Consider the following 18,210-nt stretch of genomic DNA (forward strand, 5'->3'; position numbering starts at 1 on the left):
TCTCCCGTGCGCCTGGCGGGCGGAGAGAGCACCGCGACGCAGTCCCTCCCCTCCGTACTCAAGGAGATTCCATATGACCACCACGTCCGCGATGCCCACGGCCCGCAAGCGTCTGACCCGGACCCGCACGAAGCAGGTGAGTAACCTCCCCGCGATCGTCGTCTCGAAGCTGCTCCCCATCGACATCGACCTGCTCCCCGGCACGGAGAGCCTGGTCTGCCCGAACTGCCGGACCTGGTGCCCCATCACCGGGCACGACGGCCGCAACCCGAAGCTGGTCCCCCACCACACCGGCCGCGCCGGCACCGCCGAACCCCGCCGGTGCGTCGGCAGTAACCGCAGGGTGACGCTCGACCTGACGATCGCTGAGTGGCGGGAACTCCTGGCCGACGCCATCACGGAGACGTCGTCCCGCCGCGCGACCACCGTGCTCCGCAAGCCGAAGGTCGCGTCGGCTCCGGCCATCGCCCACATGGCGGCGCCGGACCTGGACGCGAACGGCACGCTCCGGCTGTTCCGGGCGCACTGCGAGCAGTGCGAGGTCTGCCAGGAGTCTGGTCACGCTCACTGCACCGAGGGCAGCCCGCTCGCCCGCCTCTACCTCTACAAGCTCCGCAACGCGCCCGGCCGGGCGGCTGCTCAGCAGGAAGCAGAGGAGCCGGGCGACGGCCGCGCGCTGTGGCTGCTGCGGGAGATGAAGTGGGCGTCGACGGAGACTGCGGTACACGAGACCGACACCCGGCGCGCGCAGCTGCCCGCCGGTGACGCTCCGCTGGGCAGCCCGCTGGTCCCGCTGACCACGCTCCACCCTGAGCGCCCCGAGCGCTGAACCGCCCGCACGAACGACCGCGGCCCTGGCCATCCCGAGCGATCGGGGAGGCCAGGGCCGCGGCTGCTCGTACGGCAGTCAAAAGGAGCGGCCCCGGGATTGCGCCCCAGGGCCGTTCAGCAGGTCACTCCGTGAGAGGAAAAACCTTGAGTCCCATCATGACATCTCCCGCGCCGCCTGGTGCACGGGCAGACAGCAGCCCGGACATGGACGACATGTTGCGCCGGGCCCGCATGAACGACCAGCGCCGTGCGCAGAGGCCGACGCTCCCGGCCTGCGTCCCCGGCCTGTACGTCCAGCACCGCGACCGCGGCTTCGTCGCCCACATCACGGCCTCCGAGTCCGTCTTCAGCATGGTGCGCGGTTTGACCGTGTCGGTGCCGATGGCGTACGGGGCCGGCCAGGCGACCGCCGACACCGCGGAGTGGCTCGTCTCGGAGCTGCTCGGCAACGCCGTGCGGGCCTGCGGTGATCACGTGCCGCTGGTCGTAGAGGTGTACGTCACCGGGCGCAGCGTCCAGGTGAACGTGCATGACCCCGCCGCCGATCTGCTGCCGCGCCGCAGCACGGTGGCGATGGACAGCGACGACGCGGAGTCCGGGCGCGGCCTGGGCCTGCTGGACATGCTGGCGCCCGGCTGGGACATCGCGCCCTCGCCGGTCGGCAAGCAGATCCGCTGCCACATCGACGCCAGGTAGTTCAGCCCTCCGCCAACCCATGAGCCAGCCCCGGGGATACCGCTCCGGGGCTGACTCGTACACGGACCTTCTGGGAGGCCCAAATGAAGATGCGAGTGTCCGTCGCCCTCGTACGCAGCCACGCCTACGCGCCCGTCTCCACCGACGCGTTCGAGCGGCCCCGTCCGGCCTGTGTCGATGAGGACCCCGAGCTGTTCTTCCCCATCGGCGACACCGGTCCGGCGCTGCTGCAGATCGAGGAGGCCAAGGCCGTCTGCTGCCGCTGCCCGCTGATGGAGAGCTGCCTCCAGGGCGCGCTGGAGCGGGGCGAGGACGCGGGCGTGTGGGGCGGGCTGTCCGAGACGGAGCGCCGCTCCCTCAAGCGCCGCGCGGCCCGCCGGCGCGCCGCGGCCGCCTGACTTCCGCAGGACGGGAGCGGCGGGCAACTCCCTGCCCGCCCTGCAGCTCCGCCTCCGAACGGCTGCCCACGCTACGGGCGGCCGGCCTTTCGCACGCCTCCAGCCCGGGAGAGTCTCGGGCCCGCATCCCCGCAGGAGAGCCCATGCGCAGCAGCACCCAGATCGACACCGCGACGACCGCCACCGGCACCACCCGGCTGGCGGACTCGCTGTGCACGCACACCCCGAAGTGCCCGTCGGCCGACAGTCCGGACCGGGAGGCCGCGCACGTCGTGGCCGCTCACCCGGATCAGGGCTGGAGCCTGCTGTGCAACGCCGTCCTGCTCTTCGAGGACACCGGCGGGCTGCTCCCCGACGGCCGGGTCGTCGACCCGCACCGGCCCCTCACGGCCACGGCCTGACAGTTGCCTGAGCCGCCCGCACCGACCGCCCACCACCGTGGCGGCCGGGTCGGGCGGTGACGGGGAGCCGGACAGCCCGGACCCAACAACCCTGAGATGAGGCTCGCATGCCCGAGACGACAACCACCCCCGCTGCCGCGGTGTTCTCCGAAGTGACGCTGAGCAAGGCGGCCGAACTCGCCGCCGACTCCTATCAGCCGCTGTGGATCGGCCCGTCCGGCGAGGAGTCCTCCGGCGAGGCCGTGGCCCGCCACCTGGAGGCCACCATCGCCCTGCTCGACAAGGACGGCTGGATCCGCGCCTACGACCACAGCAAGGACTGGTCGGCCGGCGTCGGCCTCGCCGACGACGACGCCATGACGGTCAAGGCGATGCTCCGGGCGCTGATCCGCTTCGTCCGCGACGAGAGCGGTACCGACCCGCAGCGGACCCTGGCCACCGCCCTGCGTCACGTCGGCGAGAACGGTGCCCACGGCGACACGGACACCGCCTGTGTGGCGGGCTACGTCCTGGACCGGGTGATCCAGGCCCACACCGGGTCCGACTCCGCCCGCGCCACGCCCTGGTCGGAGCGCCAGCACCGCACTCACGCGGACATCACCGCCCTGCTGACCGCCAGCGCCCAGTTCGCCCGCACCTACGGGCCCAGCCGGGAAACGGCAGCCGCCTGACCCCCGGTACTGACCGCACCAGCACAACGGCCCTCCGAGTCCTCGGCATTAGCGCTGCCGGGGCCTCGGAGGGCCTGGTCACAACCCTACCGACCGACGCCGACCCGCGGTGGCCTCTCGCACGAGGCGCCGGAGTAAGAGAGGACACCCCGTGGCCAACACCACCACCCGGCGCAGGCGGAAGCCCGCCCCGGCCGCGAAGCCCCGAAGCGCCGGGCGCGCCAAGGCGCCGGCCGCCATCCCCGCCCAGGCCGCCGCCCCCGAGGAGATCGTGCCGCTGGTGTTCGAGGAAGCCGACCCGCTCCTGGCCGACGCCGCCGACCGCGCCGCCGACCTCCGGGACCTGGCCGCCGACGACGCGGTCCGCATCATCGCCGACGGCGAGAGCCGCGCCGCAGAACTCCTGGACGGCGCCCGCTCGGAGGCGGCCTCGATCACCGAGACGGCCACCACCGAGCAGGCCCGCCTCCTGGCCGACGCGCAGGCCGACGCCGACCGGGTCCGCACGGGGGCCGCGACCAGCGCGGCCACCGACGCCGACCAGGTCCTGGCCGACGCCGACGCGAAGGCCAAGCAGCTGCTCGCCGACGCGCGCAGCGAGGCCGACACCGTCACGGCAACGGCGTCCGGCAACGCCGACCAGGTCCTCGCCGACGCCAAGGCGGCTGCCGAGCAGCTGCTCGCCGACGCCCGCGACCAGGCGCAGGAGGTCACCACCACGGCGGCCTCGAAGGCCGACACCGTGCGGGCGGAGGCCGCGCAGGTCCTCGCCGACGCGGAGAGCGCGCGCACCGAGCTGCTCACGGCGGCGGAGCGCACCGCGGCGGAGACCCGCAGCCGTGCCGCCGTTGACGCCGACCAGGTCCTTCAGCGGGCGCGGAGCGAGGCCGACCGGATGCGTGAGAGTGCGGACGGTCAGGCCGTGCGGGTGAGGGCCGGAGCCGAGAAGGCCGCGGCCGGCCTTCGTCAGGACGCCGAACGCGCCCTGGCCGACGCCCGTTCCTCTGCTGAGGAGCTTCGGGCGGCCACCGACAAGGACGTCACCCGGCTGCGGGAGCAGGCGGAGACGGACACGGTGGCGGCCCGGGAGGCGGCGGCCAAGGCCACGGCCGACAAGGCCGCCGCCGAACGCGCCCTGGCTGAGGCGGAGCGGGTCCTTGAGGCGGCGACGGATCGCACCGTGCAGCGGGCCCGCCGCCGGGAGATCCGGACCGAGTCCCGCGCCAAGCGGCGCAAGGCCCGCGCCGACGCCCGGCCCGCCGGCGGTGTCCCGCCGCTGTCTAGGCAGGAGCTGGTCCTGGTCGTCGGGATCGTCCTGGCGGCCGCGGTCGTTTCCACCCTCGGTCTGCTGTCCTCCTACACCGCGCTGGAGGCCAAGGCGGCGGCGTGGGGCTGGGACTGGCCGTGGCTGCTGCCGGTCGGCATCGACGTCGCCATCCCGGCGTTCACCGGCGCGAACCTGGTCCTGATCCGCATGGGTATGGAGCTGCGCTGGATCCGCTGGGTGCCCCGGGCGCTGACGGCGGTGACCGTGTACCTGAACTGGAACGCCTCGGACTCCGCGGCGGGCCGGATCGGGCACGCCGCCCTCACGCTGCTGTGGGTGATCTTCTCGGAGATCGCCTCCCACGTGTACGCGACGCGGATCGGCGCGGTCACCGGCAAGAAGCGGATGGAGACGGTGCGCCGCTCGCGCTGGATCCTCGCCCCGATCCCCACCGCCCGGCTTCGCCGCCGGATGATCCTTTGGGAGATCACCTCCTACGAGGAGGCGCTCACCCGCCTCCAGGAGCAGACCTGGCTGCGGGCGCAGCTCAAGGAGACGCACGGCTGGAAGTGGCGCTGGAAGGCTCCGCTGGAGCAGCGGATGGCGCTCAAGCTCGACACCGCGCCCGCCGCGCTCGCCGACACGCTCACCCCCGAGGACACGCTCACCGTCGAACGGGCGGATGAGACCGAGCACGCTCACCCCGACATGAGCGCGCTCACCTCGGGCGAGGTTCGCGGCGAGCGTGAGCGCCCGGCGCTCGCCTCCGGCGCTCACGAGGGTGAGCGCGGCACGGAGGAGACGGACGCTCAGCGAGCGGAGGGCGCGCTTACGCGCAGCGAGACGGAGGCGCTGACCGAGCGCCGCCACGCTCGTATCCGTCTGCTCTACACCGAGCTCGGGCGCCGACCCGAGTGGACGGAGATCCGCGACGCGCTCACCGACGCGGGCCTGTCCGACAAGCCGGTCTCCCGCCCGACCGCGCAGCGCCTGCGCGCTCAGGTCGAAGAGGCCGCCCCGGGCGCGTAGGTGAGCACCCGGTGAGCGCCGACGCGCTCACCCCCGGCAGTCCCCTGCCGCTCATGGTCGCCCCCGGCCCGCGCCCACGCTCCCGAGCGTGAGCGCGGACCGGTGACGGCCACGGCCGGCAGGCCGCGCGTCCGCGCCCGCCCCGAGCGGGGCGCGGGCGAGATCGTTCCGAGCACCACCCACCCCCGCGCAACAGCCTCGGGGACACGGACTCCCCCTCCCCAACCCCGAGACCTGGAGGTCTTCTCGCATGGACAGCAACGACCCGAACACCTCGCCTCTGCACGACATCGCGCAGAGCCCGGAGGCAACCGCCCGGTACCTGGCCGACGTTCAGCGGGTCCTGCTGGACATCGGCAAGAACCTGGAGACCCTCGCGATCGAGACCCGCGTGCACCTGCGCAAGACGCACGTGGAGGGCGACCGCTGGTACCACGCCAGGCTGCGGGCGATGCCCGTGGAGAAGGCTCTCGGGCAGGTTCTCAAGGACCTGGACGACCTGACCGCGGGCCTGGAAAAGAGCGCCTACAAGCGCCGCGCCCACGACGAGGCCGTTACGAATACGGCCAAGGAAAGGAAGGAAAAAGAGCTGGAAAAGCAGCGTAAGAAGAACCCGCAGATGCTCCAGGCCGCGCCCACTTCGACGCAGCAGGGTGCGCAGAGCCAGAGTTCCGGCTATAGTGTTCCCACGTCGATTTACGACCTTGGCAACAGGGAGTCGGCGTGACGCGCCCCCTCAGCAGCGTCGAACGCTCCATTCAAGGGCGGAACGGCTGGCTGCAGGACGAAGAGCGCAAGGCGATCGAAAGTCGCGGAGAAATCGGCCGGATGGAATTCTGGCTCCGCGTTACTCGGTCCGAAATCACGAGGGAAATCAAAGCCGGTCGCGGCGATGTCCTCACCGCATTCACGCTGGTCTGCCGCCTCTTCAAGCTGGTGCTGGAGAAGCGGCAGGCGGGCGACCCGCGGCTGTTCGACCACCTCATGCAGTACGCGGACACCGTCCTGAAGCAGCACGGCCCGCGTAACTGAACGTCACCCACGAAGGCCCCGCCGGGCTCCGGCGGGGCCTCGCGCGCGTAAAGCGTGCACACGTGCACGTGCACACGCGTGCACACGAGACCCCACTGTCTGTCAAGTCCCCCTGGAGGGAGGTGCACTGTGTCCGACGAGTCCGACGATGCCGGCGGTGGAACCCTGGTCCACGGCCCCTGGAGCGGTGATTCCACCTACACGCTGCCGCCGATCCCGGATTTCATCGACACCATTCCACCGCCGGAAGATATTCCGGAGGCTCCCCCGGAGAGCCCGGAGGAGACCACGATGGAACTGCCGCCGATCCCGGCCGCTCCGGACCCGGCGGCGGCGCTGCGCTCGGACGGAATTGCGGCACCGGAAACCGGAGAAGATGACGGCGAATACGAGGAAGGCGAATACGCCCAGCCTCGTTCACTCGCTGACCGTCTCGGTGACTGGCTCGAATTCCGGCTGGAAAGGGCGCGGGCCAATCGCGAAAGCGAAGCGCCTTTCCGCGAGGCTGAAATAGCTCGGAAGGCTGCGCTGCTGGAGGGCCGCACCGCGCAGGAAGTCGCGATGATGGAGCAGAACGGAAAGCTCCGCGCCGCGATGATGAAAGCGAAGGGCGACAAAGCGGCGGCGCGCGGAAAGGCCGACGCCGACCGCATGAAGTCGCCGGGCTCCGGCTTGGGGACGGACAAGGGCCGCTCGAAGGCCGGCGGTGGCGGCAGCGGCGGCGGTCCGTCCCGCAACAACTCGGGTCCGGGCTCCAAGGGGCCCGGGTCGCGCGGCACCAACTCCGGCGGCAGCACCGGGCGTTCGGGGTCCGGATCACCCGGGGGTAGCACGGGCGGCAAGGGCGGCACGAAGGGCTCCCAGGCGGGCTCTGGCGGCCGTACAGGCGGTTCTGGGAGCAACGGGTCGTCCGGGGGGCCGAAAGGCTCTCAGGCGGGCTCTGGCAGCTCGAAGAACGACGGCCCGGCCTCCAACGCCCGCGCGGAGCGGGCCCGCGGCCGCCAGGGGCGCGCCGGGGCCCGGCAGGCCGCGCGGCAGGAACGGCGCTCCGCCGGGCACGCCGCCGGCGTCGCCGACCGGTCCAAGGACCGCGACCAGGCCCGCGCCAACCGGCAGCAGAACTGGGACGACCGCCGCGCGAAGCGGCAGGAGCGGGACGCGGCACGGAAGGCGAAGCGGGAAGCCGCGGCGCCGGCCGACTCCGGCCGCACCACCTTGGGCCAGGCGGTCACGGAGGAAGCCCAGCGCCGCTTCGACAAGCGCCGCGCCGACGCGAAGGACGCGAAGGACGGCAAGGCCGGCAAGGCTGGCGCGGAGAAAGTGAGCCTGACCAAGGACAAGGACTCCAAGGACTCCAAGGACAAGGGCACCGAAGGCAAGGGCGAGAAGGACGCTAAGGACGGCTCTGACGGGGCCTCCAGCGGCACGAAGGACGCCCCGGCGTCCGATGAGCCGGGCAAGGACTCCAAGGCCGGTGACGGGCCGTCTGACGACTCGAAGAAGCGGCGCCGGTTTCGGCGTCGGCGCACCGGCAGCGGAACCGGCAGGGCCGGTCGGCGGGGTCGCACCGGTCGTGCCGGTCATGCCGGGCGGCGACGCGGCTGGGCATGGGACGGGGTGAAGGATCCCGACCCGACGGTGGAGTGGGCCGACGGCCGCCCGAGCCGTCCCAATCCGAAGCCGGACACCGGCGAGGACATCCCGGACGCGGTGATCGTCGACGACGAAGCCGACCCGTTCGGCTGGTATGCCGCCCGCCGTCCCGGCCTGCCCCGCGCGCCCAGGCAACCGCGAGCCAGGCGGGGGGTCGTCAAGCGCCCCGGCACCAGTCGGCCGGACGCGACGGACGCACCCGGCGAGAGCGATCAGCCGGTGGTCGGCCGACCGGCAACCAGCAGCCGACCCACCAGCACCGAAGGGAGCAGCGTGAGCAGCGCGGAGGTCAGCAGGCCGTCCGGGCAGGGCGGTCTGGCCGCCCAGCACCGCACAGACATCACGTTCGACGAGTTCCTGATGGAGATGGCGAACATCGCCATCCAGGCCGCCTCCGACCAGGAGAAGGCCGAAGCCCTCGCGGACGCGCTCGACAAGGTCGCCGACGCCCTGCGGGACATGTCCGCCGACCTGATCGGCGACCACAACATCGCCACCGAGGTCACCGAGCTGATCTCGGACCTGGCCGACGCCGCGGCCCGGATGAGGCAGCAGGCCGAACGGTGCGCGTCCGAGTGCGGTCTCGCCCTGGAGGCCGCCAAGCTCGCGGCCTCGATGGTGGCCCGCATCTACGGCCAGGACATGGCCGCCAAGGAAGACGCGGGCCTGAAGTACGCGTCGGCCGCCGCCCACCACGACTAAGAAGCAGGGAGGAACCCGCTGATGAGCAGCGATCTCGCACCCAGCGGCGCCAGCCCGGTGCCCGTCCCGGCCGACGACGACAACCGATACAAGGCCGTGCAGGCCAAGCTCAAGACGCTCGCCAGCGCGCTCGACGACGCCAGCCTCGAGCTGGAGGCGCTGGTGCGCAGCGTCGAGACCAACGCCCGGCGCGCCCAGGACGCGGCCCGCGACATCGGCGCCGCCGGACTCGACGCGAAGTTCGTGGAGCTGACCAGCAACGTCTCGGTCGCCCTCGGGGGCGCGGCCGTGCAGGTCAAAAAGCTGAGCGACACCGCCCAGGAGACGGCCGACCTCACCCACCAGACCCGGCGTACCCACTCCAAGCTCTACGGGGCGCTGGACGAAATCCGCTCCAACCGGCGTGAGAAGACCCCCAGGCCGGGCTTCTTCAACCGCTGACCCCGCTCCCCCACCCCACCCCGCCACGGGCGGCTCCGCAGATCGCGGGGCCGCCCGTGCCCGTTCCCGAAGGAGATTCGGTGACCACGCCGCGCAGTGTCACGCTCGAACGCCTCGCCTACACCCTCGCCGCGCCCGTGCTGGCCGTGGCCCCGAACGTCTACCCCGACAGCCCCGTCAACCAGGTCGTGCAGCTGGCCGGCGCCGCCGGGATCGGCGGCATCTTCCTGGCCGCCAAGAGCGATGAGCCCGGCGCCGGACGCAAGATCCTGCGCTGGTCCCCGCTGGTCCTGGCCGCCGCCATCGACATCGCCGCCGGGCACACCCCCGGCTGGGGCCCGTGGTGGCTGGACGGGCTGCTCGCCGCCGGATGGGCGGCGGCAGGCTCCTTCGTGCTGCCGTTCTCCCGGCACGCCCGCCGCCGTCACCGTCCCGCAGTCGCGGCCCCGGCCCCGCAACCGCAGGTCACCGAAGCCCCGGAGCCGTCCCCGGCCGTGCCGGACGACGGAGCCGACCTGCTCACCCGCCAGGCGCGGATGCTGTGGGAGAACGCCGGGATGCCCGCCCGCACCCACATCGTCAAGGCCGACCGGCACCCCGGCATGCGGCACGACATGACGATCCTGCTGCGCGCCTCGGAGACCGGACGGCCGATCACCGGCCTGTCGGAGGCCGCCGTCGCCGCGCCGTTCGGCGTGCACTCCAGCGACGTCGTCCTGGCGGAGGTCGCCATCCAGCCCGGCCGCCAGGGCGGCCCCGGCTGGATGGAAGCCCACATCACCCCCGACGCCAACCAGCTCCGTCGCAAGGCCCCCACCGACCAGGAACGCTGGACGGACAAGGTCGGCTCACCCAAGGGCGGCGCCCCCGGCTCCGAGCTGGTCCACAAGACCCGCGACGACGAACGCGGCGTCACCTTCTACCGGGCGAAGATGGCCGACTCCACCGAGACCCCGCGCATCGACCTCGCCAAGGTCTGCCGCGGACTGAAGCTGCCCGAGGACGACTCCTGCGTGTTCGTCCTCGTTGACGGAGCTGAGTTCCTGATCAGCGTGTTCGACTCCCCGCCGCTGTCGCAGATCTTCCGGGCGACCCGCGAGCTGCTCACCCCGGACGCCAAGGGCATGTACGTGTGCGGGTTCACCATCACCGGCCAGCCGGTGAAGACGATGGTGTACCAGCACGACAAGAACGCCCCGGCCCACGGCCTGACCCTCGGGGTGTCCCGGTCGGGCAAGACGCAGTTCTTCGCGATCCACATGGCCGCCCAGTCCCTGGACGGGGAGGTGGTGTGGCTGGGCACCGTCCGCAAGGACGAGAAGACCACCGTGCTCGGTCGGTACATCGACCGGCAGGGATCGAACGCGCTGTGGATGGCCCGCTCGCTGCGGGCGGCGAAGGCGCTGTGCGAGATCAGGGCGGAGATGCCCTGGCCGCACGACGGTCAGCCGCACGACTACAAGCCGGGCGACCCGCGCTGCCCGTACCGGCAGCTCAACGTCTACGGCGATGAGTTCATGACCGCGGCGCAGGACGCGGACTTCGGCGAGTTCATCCAGAAGGACGGTGAGGACCTCACGGTCACCGGGCTCAAGTACGGCATCGGCTTCAACCCGGCCGGCCAGTCGCCGTTCGCGCACAACGGGTTCTCCACCGAGATGAAGGACAACCTGCGGCAGAACAGCCGGCCGGTCATCTTCAACATGGGTTCGCCCGGCGCCACCCGCAAGGCGGCGGAGGGCACCATGGAGAACGCCTACGACGTGCCGACCATCCCGGCCCGCTACTCCCGCAGCGAAGGCTCCGCGATCGAGCGGGCCATGCGCGGCGAGGCCGACCCGGAGAACGGCGTCAGCACGGGCGGCGTCGCGGTCATCGTCCTGGACAACGGCCGCGCCGTCCTCATGCGCAGCCTCTTTGCGGACTTCGACACCGACCTCTCCGAGCTGTTCCCCGACGAGGTCAACCGGCTCACCGACCACGAGATCGCGGAGCTGACCAAGCGCGGCCTGTGGTTCGACTGGAACGAGCCCGTGCGGCCCGGCGAGTTCTGGCCCGAGCCCGACGAGGACGACGGCGACGGCGGCGGCCGTTCCCGCCGCGGCGGCGGGGGAGGCGGCAAGGGCGGCGGTGGCAAGCGCAGTTCCACCAGCCGCTCCGAGCAGGTCACCTCGCCCCGCCAGGCGCTGGAGGCCATCAAGAGCCTCAACAACGCCTGACTGCTCCCCACCCCATCCATCCCGGGGCCGGCCTGCCCGGGCACGGCCGGCCCCGCCCCGACCCTCGCGAAGGAGGACCACCTGCCGTGGCCCTTTCCATCTCCGCCGCCGTGCTGCTGGGCATCATCGTGTTCGTCCTGCTCAAGGGCGGCTACGTCCGCGTCGGCTCCATGCTGGCCTGCACGCTGTTCGGCTTCACCCTCGCCGCCACCGGCCTGGCCCCCATCATCAACAGCGGCCTCGCCTCGCTCGCCGGACTGATCTCCAGCCTCTGACTACGCCTCGGCCGACGGGGTCCACGGCGGGTCGGGCGTGTAGTTGAGCCCCTCGCAGAAGCGGCAGTCCCACTCCGAGGGGATCTCCCACTTGTCGACCCAGAAGCCGACCTGCTTGCCCACGAAGTAGTTGTCGCCCCCGCACCATCCGCAATCGAAGACGAACTCCACCAGATCCCCTTCCCCGCGCCTGTTGGATCGAGGATGCCCGGGGCGCAGGTGCGGTGACTACCCACCCGCCAGCCTCAACTCACCTGCTGCGCAACGACGAAGGGCGCCGCCGGACACGACCCCGGCGACGCCCTTCGCCGTTGCGCGCGGCCACTCCCCCACGCGCCCTCCCGGCCACCACGGCCAGGAGGGCGCCCCCCTTCCCGCGTGATCGGAGAACCCCGATGGACCCCCAGCACACCCAGCACGGCATGCCCGAGTCCGAGGCCGCTGCCGAAGCCCGCCGCCTGATCGACGAATGGGCGAGCAAGCCCGTACGCCACCACCCCACCTCGTTCCGCGACGACACCGAGCCGCCGGCCTACGGCACCACCCCGCCCGTGAAGCAGGAGGACCACCGGATCGTCCCGGCCTGGGCGGCCGGGATCGCGGTGGCCTCCATCGGCGTGGGCGCTGGCGTCACCGGCATCGGCTGTGGCGCCTGGCTCGTGCTCCAGGGCCTGGCCTCCGTCACGTTGAACAGCGTCCTCATGGTCACCCTGCCGTTCGCGGGACTGGCCATGGCCGCCACCGCCATCGGCGGCGCGATCAGCAAGGCCCGCGCGGCCGTCACCAGGAACGTCTTCGAGGGCCCGGTCACCCACCACACCGAGATCCACAACAACAGCACCACGCGCGGCGCGTTCTTCGCCCGCACCCGCAACGAGATCCGCTGACCGGCACCGGCCAGCCCCCACCACCCGCTCACCGATCCCTTCGCCGAAGGAGCAGCTACGCCATGCCCAGCAACGACAAGCCGGTCAACGGCCAGGACAACCCGTCCTTCCTCGACGTGCTCAACCAGACGCCCCCGCCGCCCGACGCGAAGGACTGGCCCCGCCCGAAGCCCTTCGCCGGGCTGCGCTCCGCATGGAAGGCGTCCTGGAAGGAAGGCGGCTTCCTCTACCAGCGGTGGGAGGAGGTCTTCCAGGCCCGGCACGCCAGCCGACACGAGGTCGCCAGCTGGATCAAAGCGACCGCACTGTTCGGCGGTCTCAGCCTCATCGTCATGATGCTGGACACCGCCGGCGACATCGCCTCCGCCACGCTCAAGGGCCTGTCCGACGTCCCGGCCACCAGCGCCAGTGACGGCAGCGGACTGTGGGGCACAGTCGACCACCCCGTCCGCGTGTTCCTCGCCGACCAGGCCGCGCATCTGGCCGTCGCTCCGGCCGCCCTGTACGCGTTCTGGCAGCTGACCGGGCTGATCGGCCTGGTCGGTGGGTTCTTCGGCAACGCCGGAGCCCACATCACCTGGCTGCTGTTCGGCCTCGGCAGCCTCGCCATGATCTGGTCCACCGCCCCCGCCGGGGGCCGCGCCGCCGCTACCGGGCTCGCCGCCCTCATGTGGGCCCTGGCCAGCGTGTTCGCCCTGCGCGGCCTGACCCTGCGGCCCATCGTCCACAACCACCCGCCGCAGTTCCAGCCCCAGTTCAACCCGGCGCTCCACCTCCACGCCACCCTCCCCGCCCCGGCGGGCGACGACCACGGCGACGACATCCACCCGCTCCACCGCTGACCTCCGGTCGCTCCGCCTGGTCCTCGCCCACCACCACCTGGCGGGCGAGGACCGGACAGGCCGACCGGCCACCTTGGGCCACAGAGCCACCGGTGAACCACACCGACAAGCACCGTCAACCCACCTCGAGGAGCACCCCGATGCACTTGCCGTGGATGAGCCGAAGCGACCGCCGCCGCTGGCGTTCCGCCCACACCGTCGCCGACCTCGGCGAACTGATGGCGTTATGGCTGGAGGGAGACCTGCGGTCCTGGCCCGGCTACATGCCGCGCTGCGGCCCCGACGAGGAGACCACACACCTGATCCCCTCCCTCGCAGCCCTCAACCGGGCCGGATTCCTCACCACCGCCTCACAGCCCGGAGAGGCCGGCACCGGCCACGACGGACTGTGGTGGGAGCAGCACGCCGCAGTCGAAGGGCTCGTCAGCGACCGGATGCTGTACTACCGGCTGCTGGACGCCGCCAAGGCGGCCGGTCTGGACGTCGCCGTCGACGACGCCCAGACCGGCACCCACGACCCCGGGATCATCGCCACCACCGTGGACGGCGAGCCATTCACGGAGTTCGGCGCCCGACTCAGCTACCGCGACATGCGGACCATCTGGCCCGTCATCCGCGAACCCGCCTTCATCTCCCTCGCCACGGCCGTCCGCATGGCCATCGTGGCCCCGGAGCCCGGCATCGAGGGCGAGCGACTGTGGCCGGTCCTCGACTTCGTCACCGGCCTGCGCCAGCACGACACCGACAACCCGTGGAACAGCCCGGCCCCGAGCGAGACCGCCCGGGAACGCTGACACCTCCGGTCGCTCCGCCCGGCGCTCGCCCGCCCGCTCACGGCGGGCGAGCACCGGACAGGCCGACCGGCCAGCACCGCCCTGCGTCCCGCCGACGAACCCCGTCGGCGGGACGCACTGCTTCCTGCCCACCGACGTTTGGAGGATCTGCCCGTGCTCATCCCCCGTCCGCGCCGCCGGATCGGCAGACCCCGCCCGCAGCGTCCCGGCCCCCGCTACCCCCACCGCCCCGACCGGCTGCCCGGCGCCTGGACCAGCTGATGCCGCGCCCGAGGAAGAAGCACCGCCGCCGCGAGGTGACCCGGGTGCCGCGCAGTGACGCGGCGCTGCCCGAGTACGACCGCAGCACGGTGCCCGAAGGGCTCGTCACCCGCAGGAAGTTACGGGAGATGGGCCTGAGCCCCGGCGGCAACGAGGGCCCGGTCGCCATCCTGCGGTGCAGGCTGTGCGCGACCCGCCCGCAGTGGTCCTGCCGTCACCCCACCCGCGGCTACCTGCTCCGCGTCGACCTGGCCAAGCCCAAGAGGATGCCGACGCTCGCCCAGGAGTGGGCCCTCGATCGGGCGATGGCAGCGAGGCAGACCTGTGGCGAATGCGGGAGGCGGTTCTATGTCTGCCTCTCGAAGAAACTCGGCTGCTGCCTGGAGTGCTTCGACGGCACGCCCGCGGACCCCGGCAGCCTCATGACCCTCTCGGCCCCGGCCGTTCACCGGCTGGCCGCGTGAGCCAGCCCCGTCCCGACCGTCCAGGCCAGGACGGGGCCCGCACAACCCGGGCGGCCGCAGCACCGGCAAGGCCGGCCGCCCGCTCCCTCACCCTCTTCGAGATCAGGAGAACCCCAGCATGCCCCGTCTCACCACCGAGCGTCTGGCCCTCTTCGGCACTCTGCTGGCCACCTTCGGCGAGCTGCACCCGCTGTGCGACCACTGGGTGCAGGGATCGAAGACGGCGATGCGCAAGCGCCTGTACGGCGAGGACCTCGTACACGCCGACGGCTCCCCCGCCACGCCCGACTCCACCCGCCCGACCATGACCACCAGCACCCTTGGGCGCCGCGCGGTGGCCTGCCACGTCGCCTCGTACACCGCCGTGCAGCTCGGGGCGACCGTCGCGATCACCCGCGCCTTCGGCTACCGCGTCACCCCGACCGCGCTGCTCGCCGGCGCGGCCATCAACGCCGGAACACACGCCGCGATCGACCGCGGCGCCGTGCTGCTCTGGCTGGCGGGCAAGACCGGCAAGACCGGCAAGACCGGCTACATCGAGCACTGCAAGGCCGCCCGCGTCGACGACGACGGCAAGGCCACCTCGGAGCTCACCGGGCCGGGCAGCGCGTGGATGGAGCTGGACGCGGCTCTGCACCGCTCCATCGGCATCGCGGCCGCCGCCGTCACCACCTGGCTCACCACCCGCCCCGGCGCCCGCCGGTGACCCGCACCCGCCTTGAACGCGTCCGCGCCGCGGTCGGTATCGCCTCGCTGGCCCTCCAGCAGATCGAGGACGACCTCAGCGCCGACAGGAGCAGCTCGCCGCGATCCTGCGCGAGCTCCAGGAGGACGCCGACGTCCCCGGCTGCCTCTTCCCCGCCCTCGCGCAGCTGGTCACGATGCACTCTCCGGCGAGGAACGCTCCGCGATCGAACAAGCCACCGCCCTGGTGCGACGTGCCCGCAACAGCGTCGTCCACCTCGGCCTGCCCCGCATCGGCCAGCCCCTTGCCGACATCCGACCGGACCGCAGCGCATGAACACCAATCCGTTGACCGAAGGCCGCAAGGCCGACTCGGCCCGCCGCCGGCAACGCGTCATCAAGGCCGTGAACGCGGCCAGACGTGACGGCACGGCCATCACCGTCGCGGGCATCGCCCGGCAGGCCGGAGTGGACCGTGCCTTTCTCTACCGCCACAAGGACCTGCTCGCCCACGTACACGCCGCCGGCGCCGAACCGTGCGGGGACGACGCCGGTCCCCTCGTCAGCCGGGCCTCCCTGCAGGCCGACCTGGCAAACGCCCTGGAGCGCGGCAACCGCCTGGCCGCCCGCGCGCGCCAACTGGAAATCAGACTCTCCGAACTCCTCGGCGAGCAGGCATGGCAGGAGTCCGGCCTCGGGGCACCCGACGACATCGACCGGCTCAAACGCCGCATCACCAGCCTCGAACAGGAAGTCGTCACCCTGACCGGCCGACTGGAGGAACGAGATGAAGAACTCACCGCGGCCCGGGCCGCCAACCGGCAGCTGATCAGCCGGCTCAACACAAACCACTGACCCCGGCCGGGACAGCAACCGGAAGGCGATCACCTGCCACCGCCGCCCCAAGCGGACGCCAGCGGCCCACGAGAACGCTGCAACTCGGCGTGAACTGCAGGTCACCGACATGTGCGAGCGGCCCGGCTGCCTGCCCCGGTGCACCCTGCTGCGTGCGCCGACGTGCTGCTGCCCGGGTCAGGAGCGGGGTGTATAGGGCAGGGGCTGGCGTCGGTAGCGGGCGACATCGTTGTGGAAGCCGATGACAAGGTCTCCCGCGGCGGTGACCGCAACGGCACACGGGGATTCGATCGAGAACGTCGCGATGGCCTCCTGAGCGCGAAGGTCCCACACCCGCACCGTGCGGTCCCCGCCGGCGGTGACGGCGAGGGTGCGGCCGTCGAGGACCGTGCACGCCACCGCGGACACGTGGTCGGTGTGGCCGGTCAGGGGTGGGCTTGCGGGTTGGCCGGTGGCCAGGTCCCACACCCGCACCGTGCCGTCCCAGCCGGCGGTGACGGCGAGGGTGCGGCCGTCGAGGACCGTGCACGCCACCGCGGACACGTTGTCGGTGTGGCCGGTCAGGGGTGGGCTTGCGGGTTGGCCGGTGGCCAGGTCCCACACCCGCACCGTGCGGTCCCAGCCGCCGGCGGTGACGGCGAGGGTGCGGCCGTCGAGGACCGTGCACGCCACCGCAGTCACGGGGCTGGTGTGGCCGGTCAGGGGTGGGCTTGCGGGTTGGCCGGTGGCCAGGTCCCACACCCGCACCGTGCGGTCCCCGCCGGCGGTGACGGCGAGGGTACGGCCGTCGAGGACCGTGCACGCCACCGCAGTCACGGGGTTGGTGTGGCCGGTCAGGGGTGGGCCGGCGGGTTGGCCGGTGGCCAGGTCCCACACCCGCACCGTGCGGTCCCCGCCGGCGGTGACGGCGAGGGTGCGGCCGTCGAGGACCGTGCACGCCACCGCGGACACGTCCCTGGTGTGGCCGGTCAGGGGTGGGTGTGCGGGTTGGCCGGTGGCCAGGTCCCACACCCGCACCGTGCCGTCCCAGCCGCCGGCGGTGACGGCGAGGGTGCGGCCGTCGAGGACCGTGCACGCCACCGCAGTCACGTGGTTGGTGTGGCCGGTCAGGGGTGGGCTTGCGGGTTGGCCGGTGGCCAGGTCCCACACCCGCACCGTGCGGTCCCAGCTGGTGGTGACGGCGAGGGTGCGGCCGTCGAGGACCGTGCACGCCACCGCGGACACGGGGTTGGTGTGGCCGGTCAGGGGTGGGCTTGCGGGTTGGCCGGTGGCCAGGTCCCACACCCGCACCGTACGGTCCCAGCTGCCGGTGACGGCGAGGGTGCGGCCGTCGAGGACCGTGCACGCCACCGCGTACACGTGGTGGGTGTGGCCGGTCAGGGGTGGGTGTGCGGGTTGGCCGGTGGCCAGGTCCCACACCCGCACCGTGCGGTCCCCGCCGCCGGTGACGGCGAGGGTGCGGCCGTCGAGGACCGTGCACGCCACCGCGGACACGTGGTTGGTGTGGCCGGTCAGGGGTGGGTGTGCGGGTTGGCCGGTGGCCAGGTCCCACACCCGCACCGTGCGGTCCCAGCTGGTGGTGACGGCGAGGGTGCGGCCGTCGAGGACCGTGCACGCCACCGCGGACACGGGGCTGGTGTGGCCGGTCAGGGGTGGGTGTGCGGGTTGGCCGGTGGCCAGGTCCCACACCCGCACCGTGCGGTCCCAGCCGCCGGTGGTGACGGCGAGGGTGCGGCCGTCGAGGACCGTGCACGCCACCGCGGACACGGGGTTGGTGTGGCCGGTCAGGGGTGGGCTTGCGGGTTGGC

At 72.5% G+C, this 18,210-nt stretch carries 20 protein-coding genes; 18 read left to right on the plus strand and 2 right to left on the minus strand.

Features of this window, described 5'->3' with window-relative positions; all coding sequences use genetic code 11:
- Window positions 1–73 precede the first annotated feature (73 nt).
- The 12 genes from ABZ490_RS29745 to ABZ490_RS29800 all read left to right on the plus strand — a co-directional run bounded on the left by ABZ490_RS29745 (window position 74) and on the right by ABZ490_RS29800 (window position 11,615).
- A complete protein-coding gene (locus ABZ490_RS29745) occupies window positions 74–829 on the plus strand; it encodes a hypothetical protein (RefSeq protein ID WP_358996487.1) in 756 nt (251 codons plus the stop codon).
- Between the two features lie 206 nt (window positions 830–1,035).
- Window positions 1,036–1,527 (plus strand): ATP-binding protein, encoded by a 492-nt coding sequence (locus ABZ490_RS29750; protein WP_358996490.1) that lies wholly within the window; start codon window positions 1,036–1,038, stop codon window positions 1,525–1,527.
- Between the two features lie 83 nt (window positions 1,528–1,610).
- Window positions 1,611–1,925: a WhiB family transcriptional regulator gene (locus tag ABZ490_RS29755; RefSeq protein WP_358996493.1), complete on the plus strand. Its 315-nt coding sequence runs from the start codon at window positions 1,611–1,613 to the stop codon at window positions 1,923–1,925.
- 209 nt (window positions 1,926–2,134) lie between these two features.
- A complete protein-coding gene (locus tag ABZ490_RS29760) occupies window positions 2,135–2,326 on the plus strand; it encodes a DUF5999 family protein (protein WP_358996543.1) in 192 nt (63 codons plus the stop codon).
- Between the two features lie 107 nt (window positions 2,327–2,433).
- Window positions 2,434–2,997, plus strand: a complete 564-nt coding sequence (locus ABZ490_RS29765; protein WP_358996496.1) for a hypothetical protein — start codon at window positions 2,434–2,436, stop codon at window positions 2,995–2,997.
- Between the two features lie 151 nt (window positions 2,998–3,148).
- Window positions 3,149–5,293: a DUF2637 domain-containing protein gene (locus ABZ490_RS29770; RefSeq protein WP_358996499.1), complete on the plus strand. Its 2,145-nt coding sequence runs from the start codon at window positions 3,149–3,151 to the stop codon at window positions 5,291–5,293.
- Between the two features lie 250 nt (window positions 5,294–5,543).
- A complete protein-coding gene (locus tag ABZ490_RS29775) occupies window positions 5,544–6,020 on the plus strand; it encodes a hypothetical protein (RefSeq protein ID WP_358996502.1) in 477 nt (158 codons plus the stop codon).
- Window positions 6,017–6,325 (plus strand): hypothetical protein, encoded by a 309-nt coding sequence (locus ABZ490_RS29780; RefSeq protein WP_319595136.1) that lies wholly within the window; start codon window positions 6,017–6,019, stop codon window positions 6,323–6,325. The genes ABZ490_RS29775 and ABZ490_RS29780 overlap by 4 nt, the downstream gene beginning before the upstream one ends.
- A gap of 129 nt (window positions 6,326–6,454) precedes the next feature.
- The gene (locus ABZ490_RS29785; protein ID WP_358996505.1) at window positions 6,455–8,680 is read left to right on the plus strand and encodes an ATP/GTP-binding protein; all 2,226 of its coding nucleotides are present in this window, start codon (window positions 6,455–6,457) and stop codon (window positions 8,678–8,680) included.
- A 21-nt stretch (window positions 8,681–8,701) separates the two neighbouring features.
- Window positions 8,702–9,121 carry a conjugal transfer protein TraB gene (locus ABZ490_RS29790; RefSeq protein WP_358996508.1) on the plus strand — a complete coding sequence of 140 codons (420 nt, stop codon included), beginning with the start codon at window positions 8,702–8,704 and terminating at the stop codon, window positions 9,119–9,121.
- 80 nt (window positions 9,122–9,201) lie between these two features.
- The gene (locus tag ABZ490_RS29795; protein WP_358996511.1) at window positions 9,202–11,340 is read left to right on the plus strand and encodes a chromosome segregation protein ParM; all 2,139 of its coding nucleotides are present in this window, start codon (window positions 9,202–9,204) and stop codon (window positions 11,338–11,340) included.
- Window positions 11,341–11,426: 86 nt separating this feature from the next.
- The gene (locus ABZ490_RS29800) at window positions 11,427–11,615 is read left to right on the plus strand and encodes a hypothetical protein (RefSeq protein WP_053673988.1); all 189 of its coding nucleotides are present in this window, start codon (window positions 11,427–11,429) and stop codon (window positions 11,613–11,615) included.
- Here the strand turns inward: ABZ490_RS29800 and ABZ490_RS29805 are convergent, their stop codons facing one another.
- Window positions 11,616–11,786, minus strand: coding sequence for a hypothetical protein (locus ABZ490_RS29805; protein WP_358996515.1), 171 nt, complete (start codon window positions 11,784–11,786; stop codon window positions 11,616–11,618). It abuts the gene before it with no gap.
- Between the two features lie 224 nt (window positions 11,787–12,010).
- Between ABZ490_RS29805 and ABZ490_RS29810 the strand changes: the two genes are divergently transcribed.
- The 6 genes from ABZ490_RS29810 (at window position 12,011) to ABZ490_RS29835 (ending at window position 16,402) form a co-directional block, all read left to right on the plus strand.
- Window positions 12,011–12,502, plus strand: a complete 492-nt coding sequence (locus ABZ490_RS29810; protein WP_358996517.1) for a hypothetical protein — start codon at window positions 12,011–12,013, stop codon at window positions 12,500–12,502.
- A gap of 62 nt (window positions 12,503–12,564) precedes the next feature.
- A complete protein-coding gene (locus ABZ490_RS29815) occupies window positions 12,565–13,344 on the plus strand; it encodes a hypothetical protein (protein ID WP_358996520.1) in 780 nt (259 codons plus the stop codon).
- A 155-nt stretch (window positions 13,345–13,499) separates the two neighbouring features.
- On the plus strand, window positions 13,500–14,138 hold the full coding sequence (locus tag ABZ490_RS29820; protein WP_358996523.1) for a hypothetical protein: 639 nt from the start codon (window positions 13,500–13,502) through the stop codon (window positions 14,136–14,138).
- Window positions 14,139–14,398: 260 nt separating this feature from the next.
- Window positions 14,399–14,863: an RRQRL motif-containing zinc-binding protein gene (locus ABZ490_RS29825; protein WP_358996526.1), complete on the plus strand. Its 465-nt coding sequence runs from the start codon at window positions 14,399–14,401 to the stop codon at window positions 14,861–14,863.
- 118 nt (window positions 14,864–14,981) lie between these two features.
- Entirely contained in the window at window positions 14,982–15,569 is a 588-nt protein-coding gene (locus ABZ490_RS29830; protein WP_358996529.1) for a hypothetical protein, read from the plus strand.
- Window positions 15,570–15,880: 311 nt separating this feature from the next.
- On the plus strand, window positions 15,881–16,402 hold the full coding sequence (locus ABZ490_RS29835) for a DUF6262 family protein (protein WP_358996532.1): 522 nt from the start codon (window positions 15,881–15,883) through the stop codon (window positions 16,400–16,402).
- 177 nt (window positions 16,403–16,579) lie between these two features.
- Here ABZ490_RS29835 and ABZ490_RS29840 read toward each other — a convergent pair.
- On the minus strand, window positions 16,580–18,210 hold a 1,631-nt coding region (locus ABZ490_RS29840; RefSeq protein WP_358996535.1), incomplete at its 5' end, for a WD40 repeat domain-containing protein.

The organism is Streptomyces sp. NPDC005811 (assembly GCF_040630405.1).
Classification (GTDB): Bacteria; Actinomycetota; Actinomycetes; order Streptomycetales; family Streptomycetaceae; genus Streptomyces.

Coding starts and splice junctions, on each gene's coding strand:
- ABZ490_RS29745 (WP_358996487.1), top strand. CDS start 74: ATGACCACCACGTCCGCGATGCCCACGGCCCGCAAGCGTCTGACCCGG.
- ABZ490_RS29765 (WP_358996496.1), top strand. CDS start 2,434: ATGCCCGAGACGACAACCACCCCCGCTGCCGCGGTGTTCTCCGAAGTG.
- ABZ490_RS29830 (WP_358996529.1), top strand. CDS start 14,982: ATGCCCCGTCTCACCACCGAGCGTCTGGCCCTCTTCGGCACTCTGCTG.
- ABZ490_RS29750 (WP_358996490.1), top strand. CDS start 1,036: ATGGACGACATGTTGCGCCGGGCCCGCATGAACGACCAGCGCCGTGCG.
- ABZ490_RS29755 (WP_358996493.1), top strand. CDS start 1,611: ATGAAGATGCGAGTGTCCGTCGCCCTCGTACGCAGCCACGCCTACGCG.
- ABZ490_RS29790 (WP_358996508.1), top strand. CDS start 8,702: ATGAGCAGCGATCTCGCACCCAGCGGCGCCAGCCCGGTGCCCGTCCCG.
- ABZ490_RS29815 (WP_358996520.1), top strand. CDS start 12,565: ATGCCCAGCAACGACAAGCCGGTCAACGGCCAGGACAACCCGTCCTTC.
- ABZ490_RS29835 (WP_358996532.1), top strand. CDS start 15,881: ATGAACACCAATCCGTTGACCGAAGGCCGCAAGGCCGACTCGGCCCGC.
- ABZ490_RS29775 (WP_358996502.1), top strand. CDS start 5,544: ATGGACAGCAACGACCCGAACACCTCGCCTCTGCACGACATCGCGCAG.
- ABZ490_RS29825 (WP_358996526.1), top strand. CDS start 14,399: ATGCCGCGCCCGAGGAAGAAGCACCGCCGCCGCGAGGTGACCCGGGTG.
- ABZ490_RS29810 (WP_358996517.1), top strand. CDS start 12,011: ATGGACCCCCAGCACACCCAGCACGGCATGCCCGAGTCCGAGGCCGCT.
- ABZ490_RS29820 (WP_358996523.1), top strand. CDS start 13,500: ATGAGCCGAAGCGACCGCCGCCGCTGGCGTTCCGCCCACACCGTCGCC.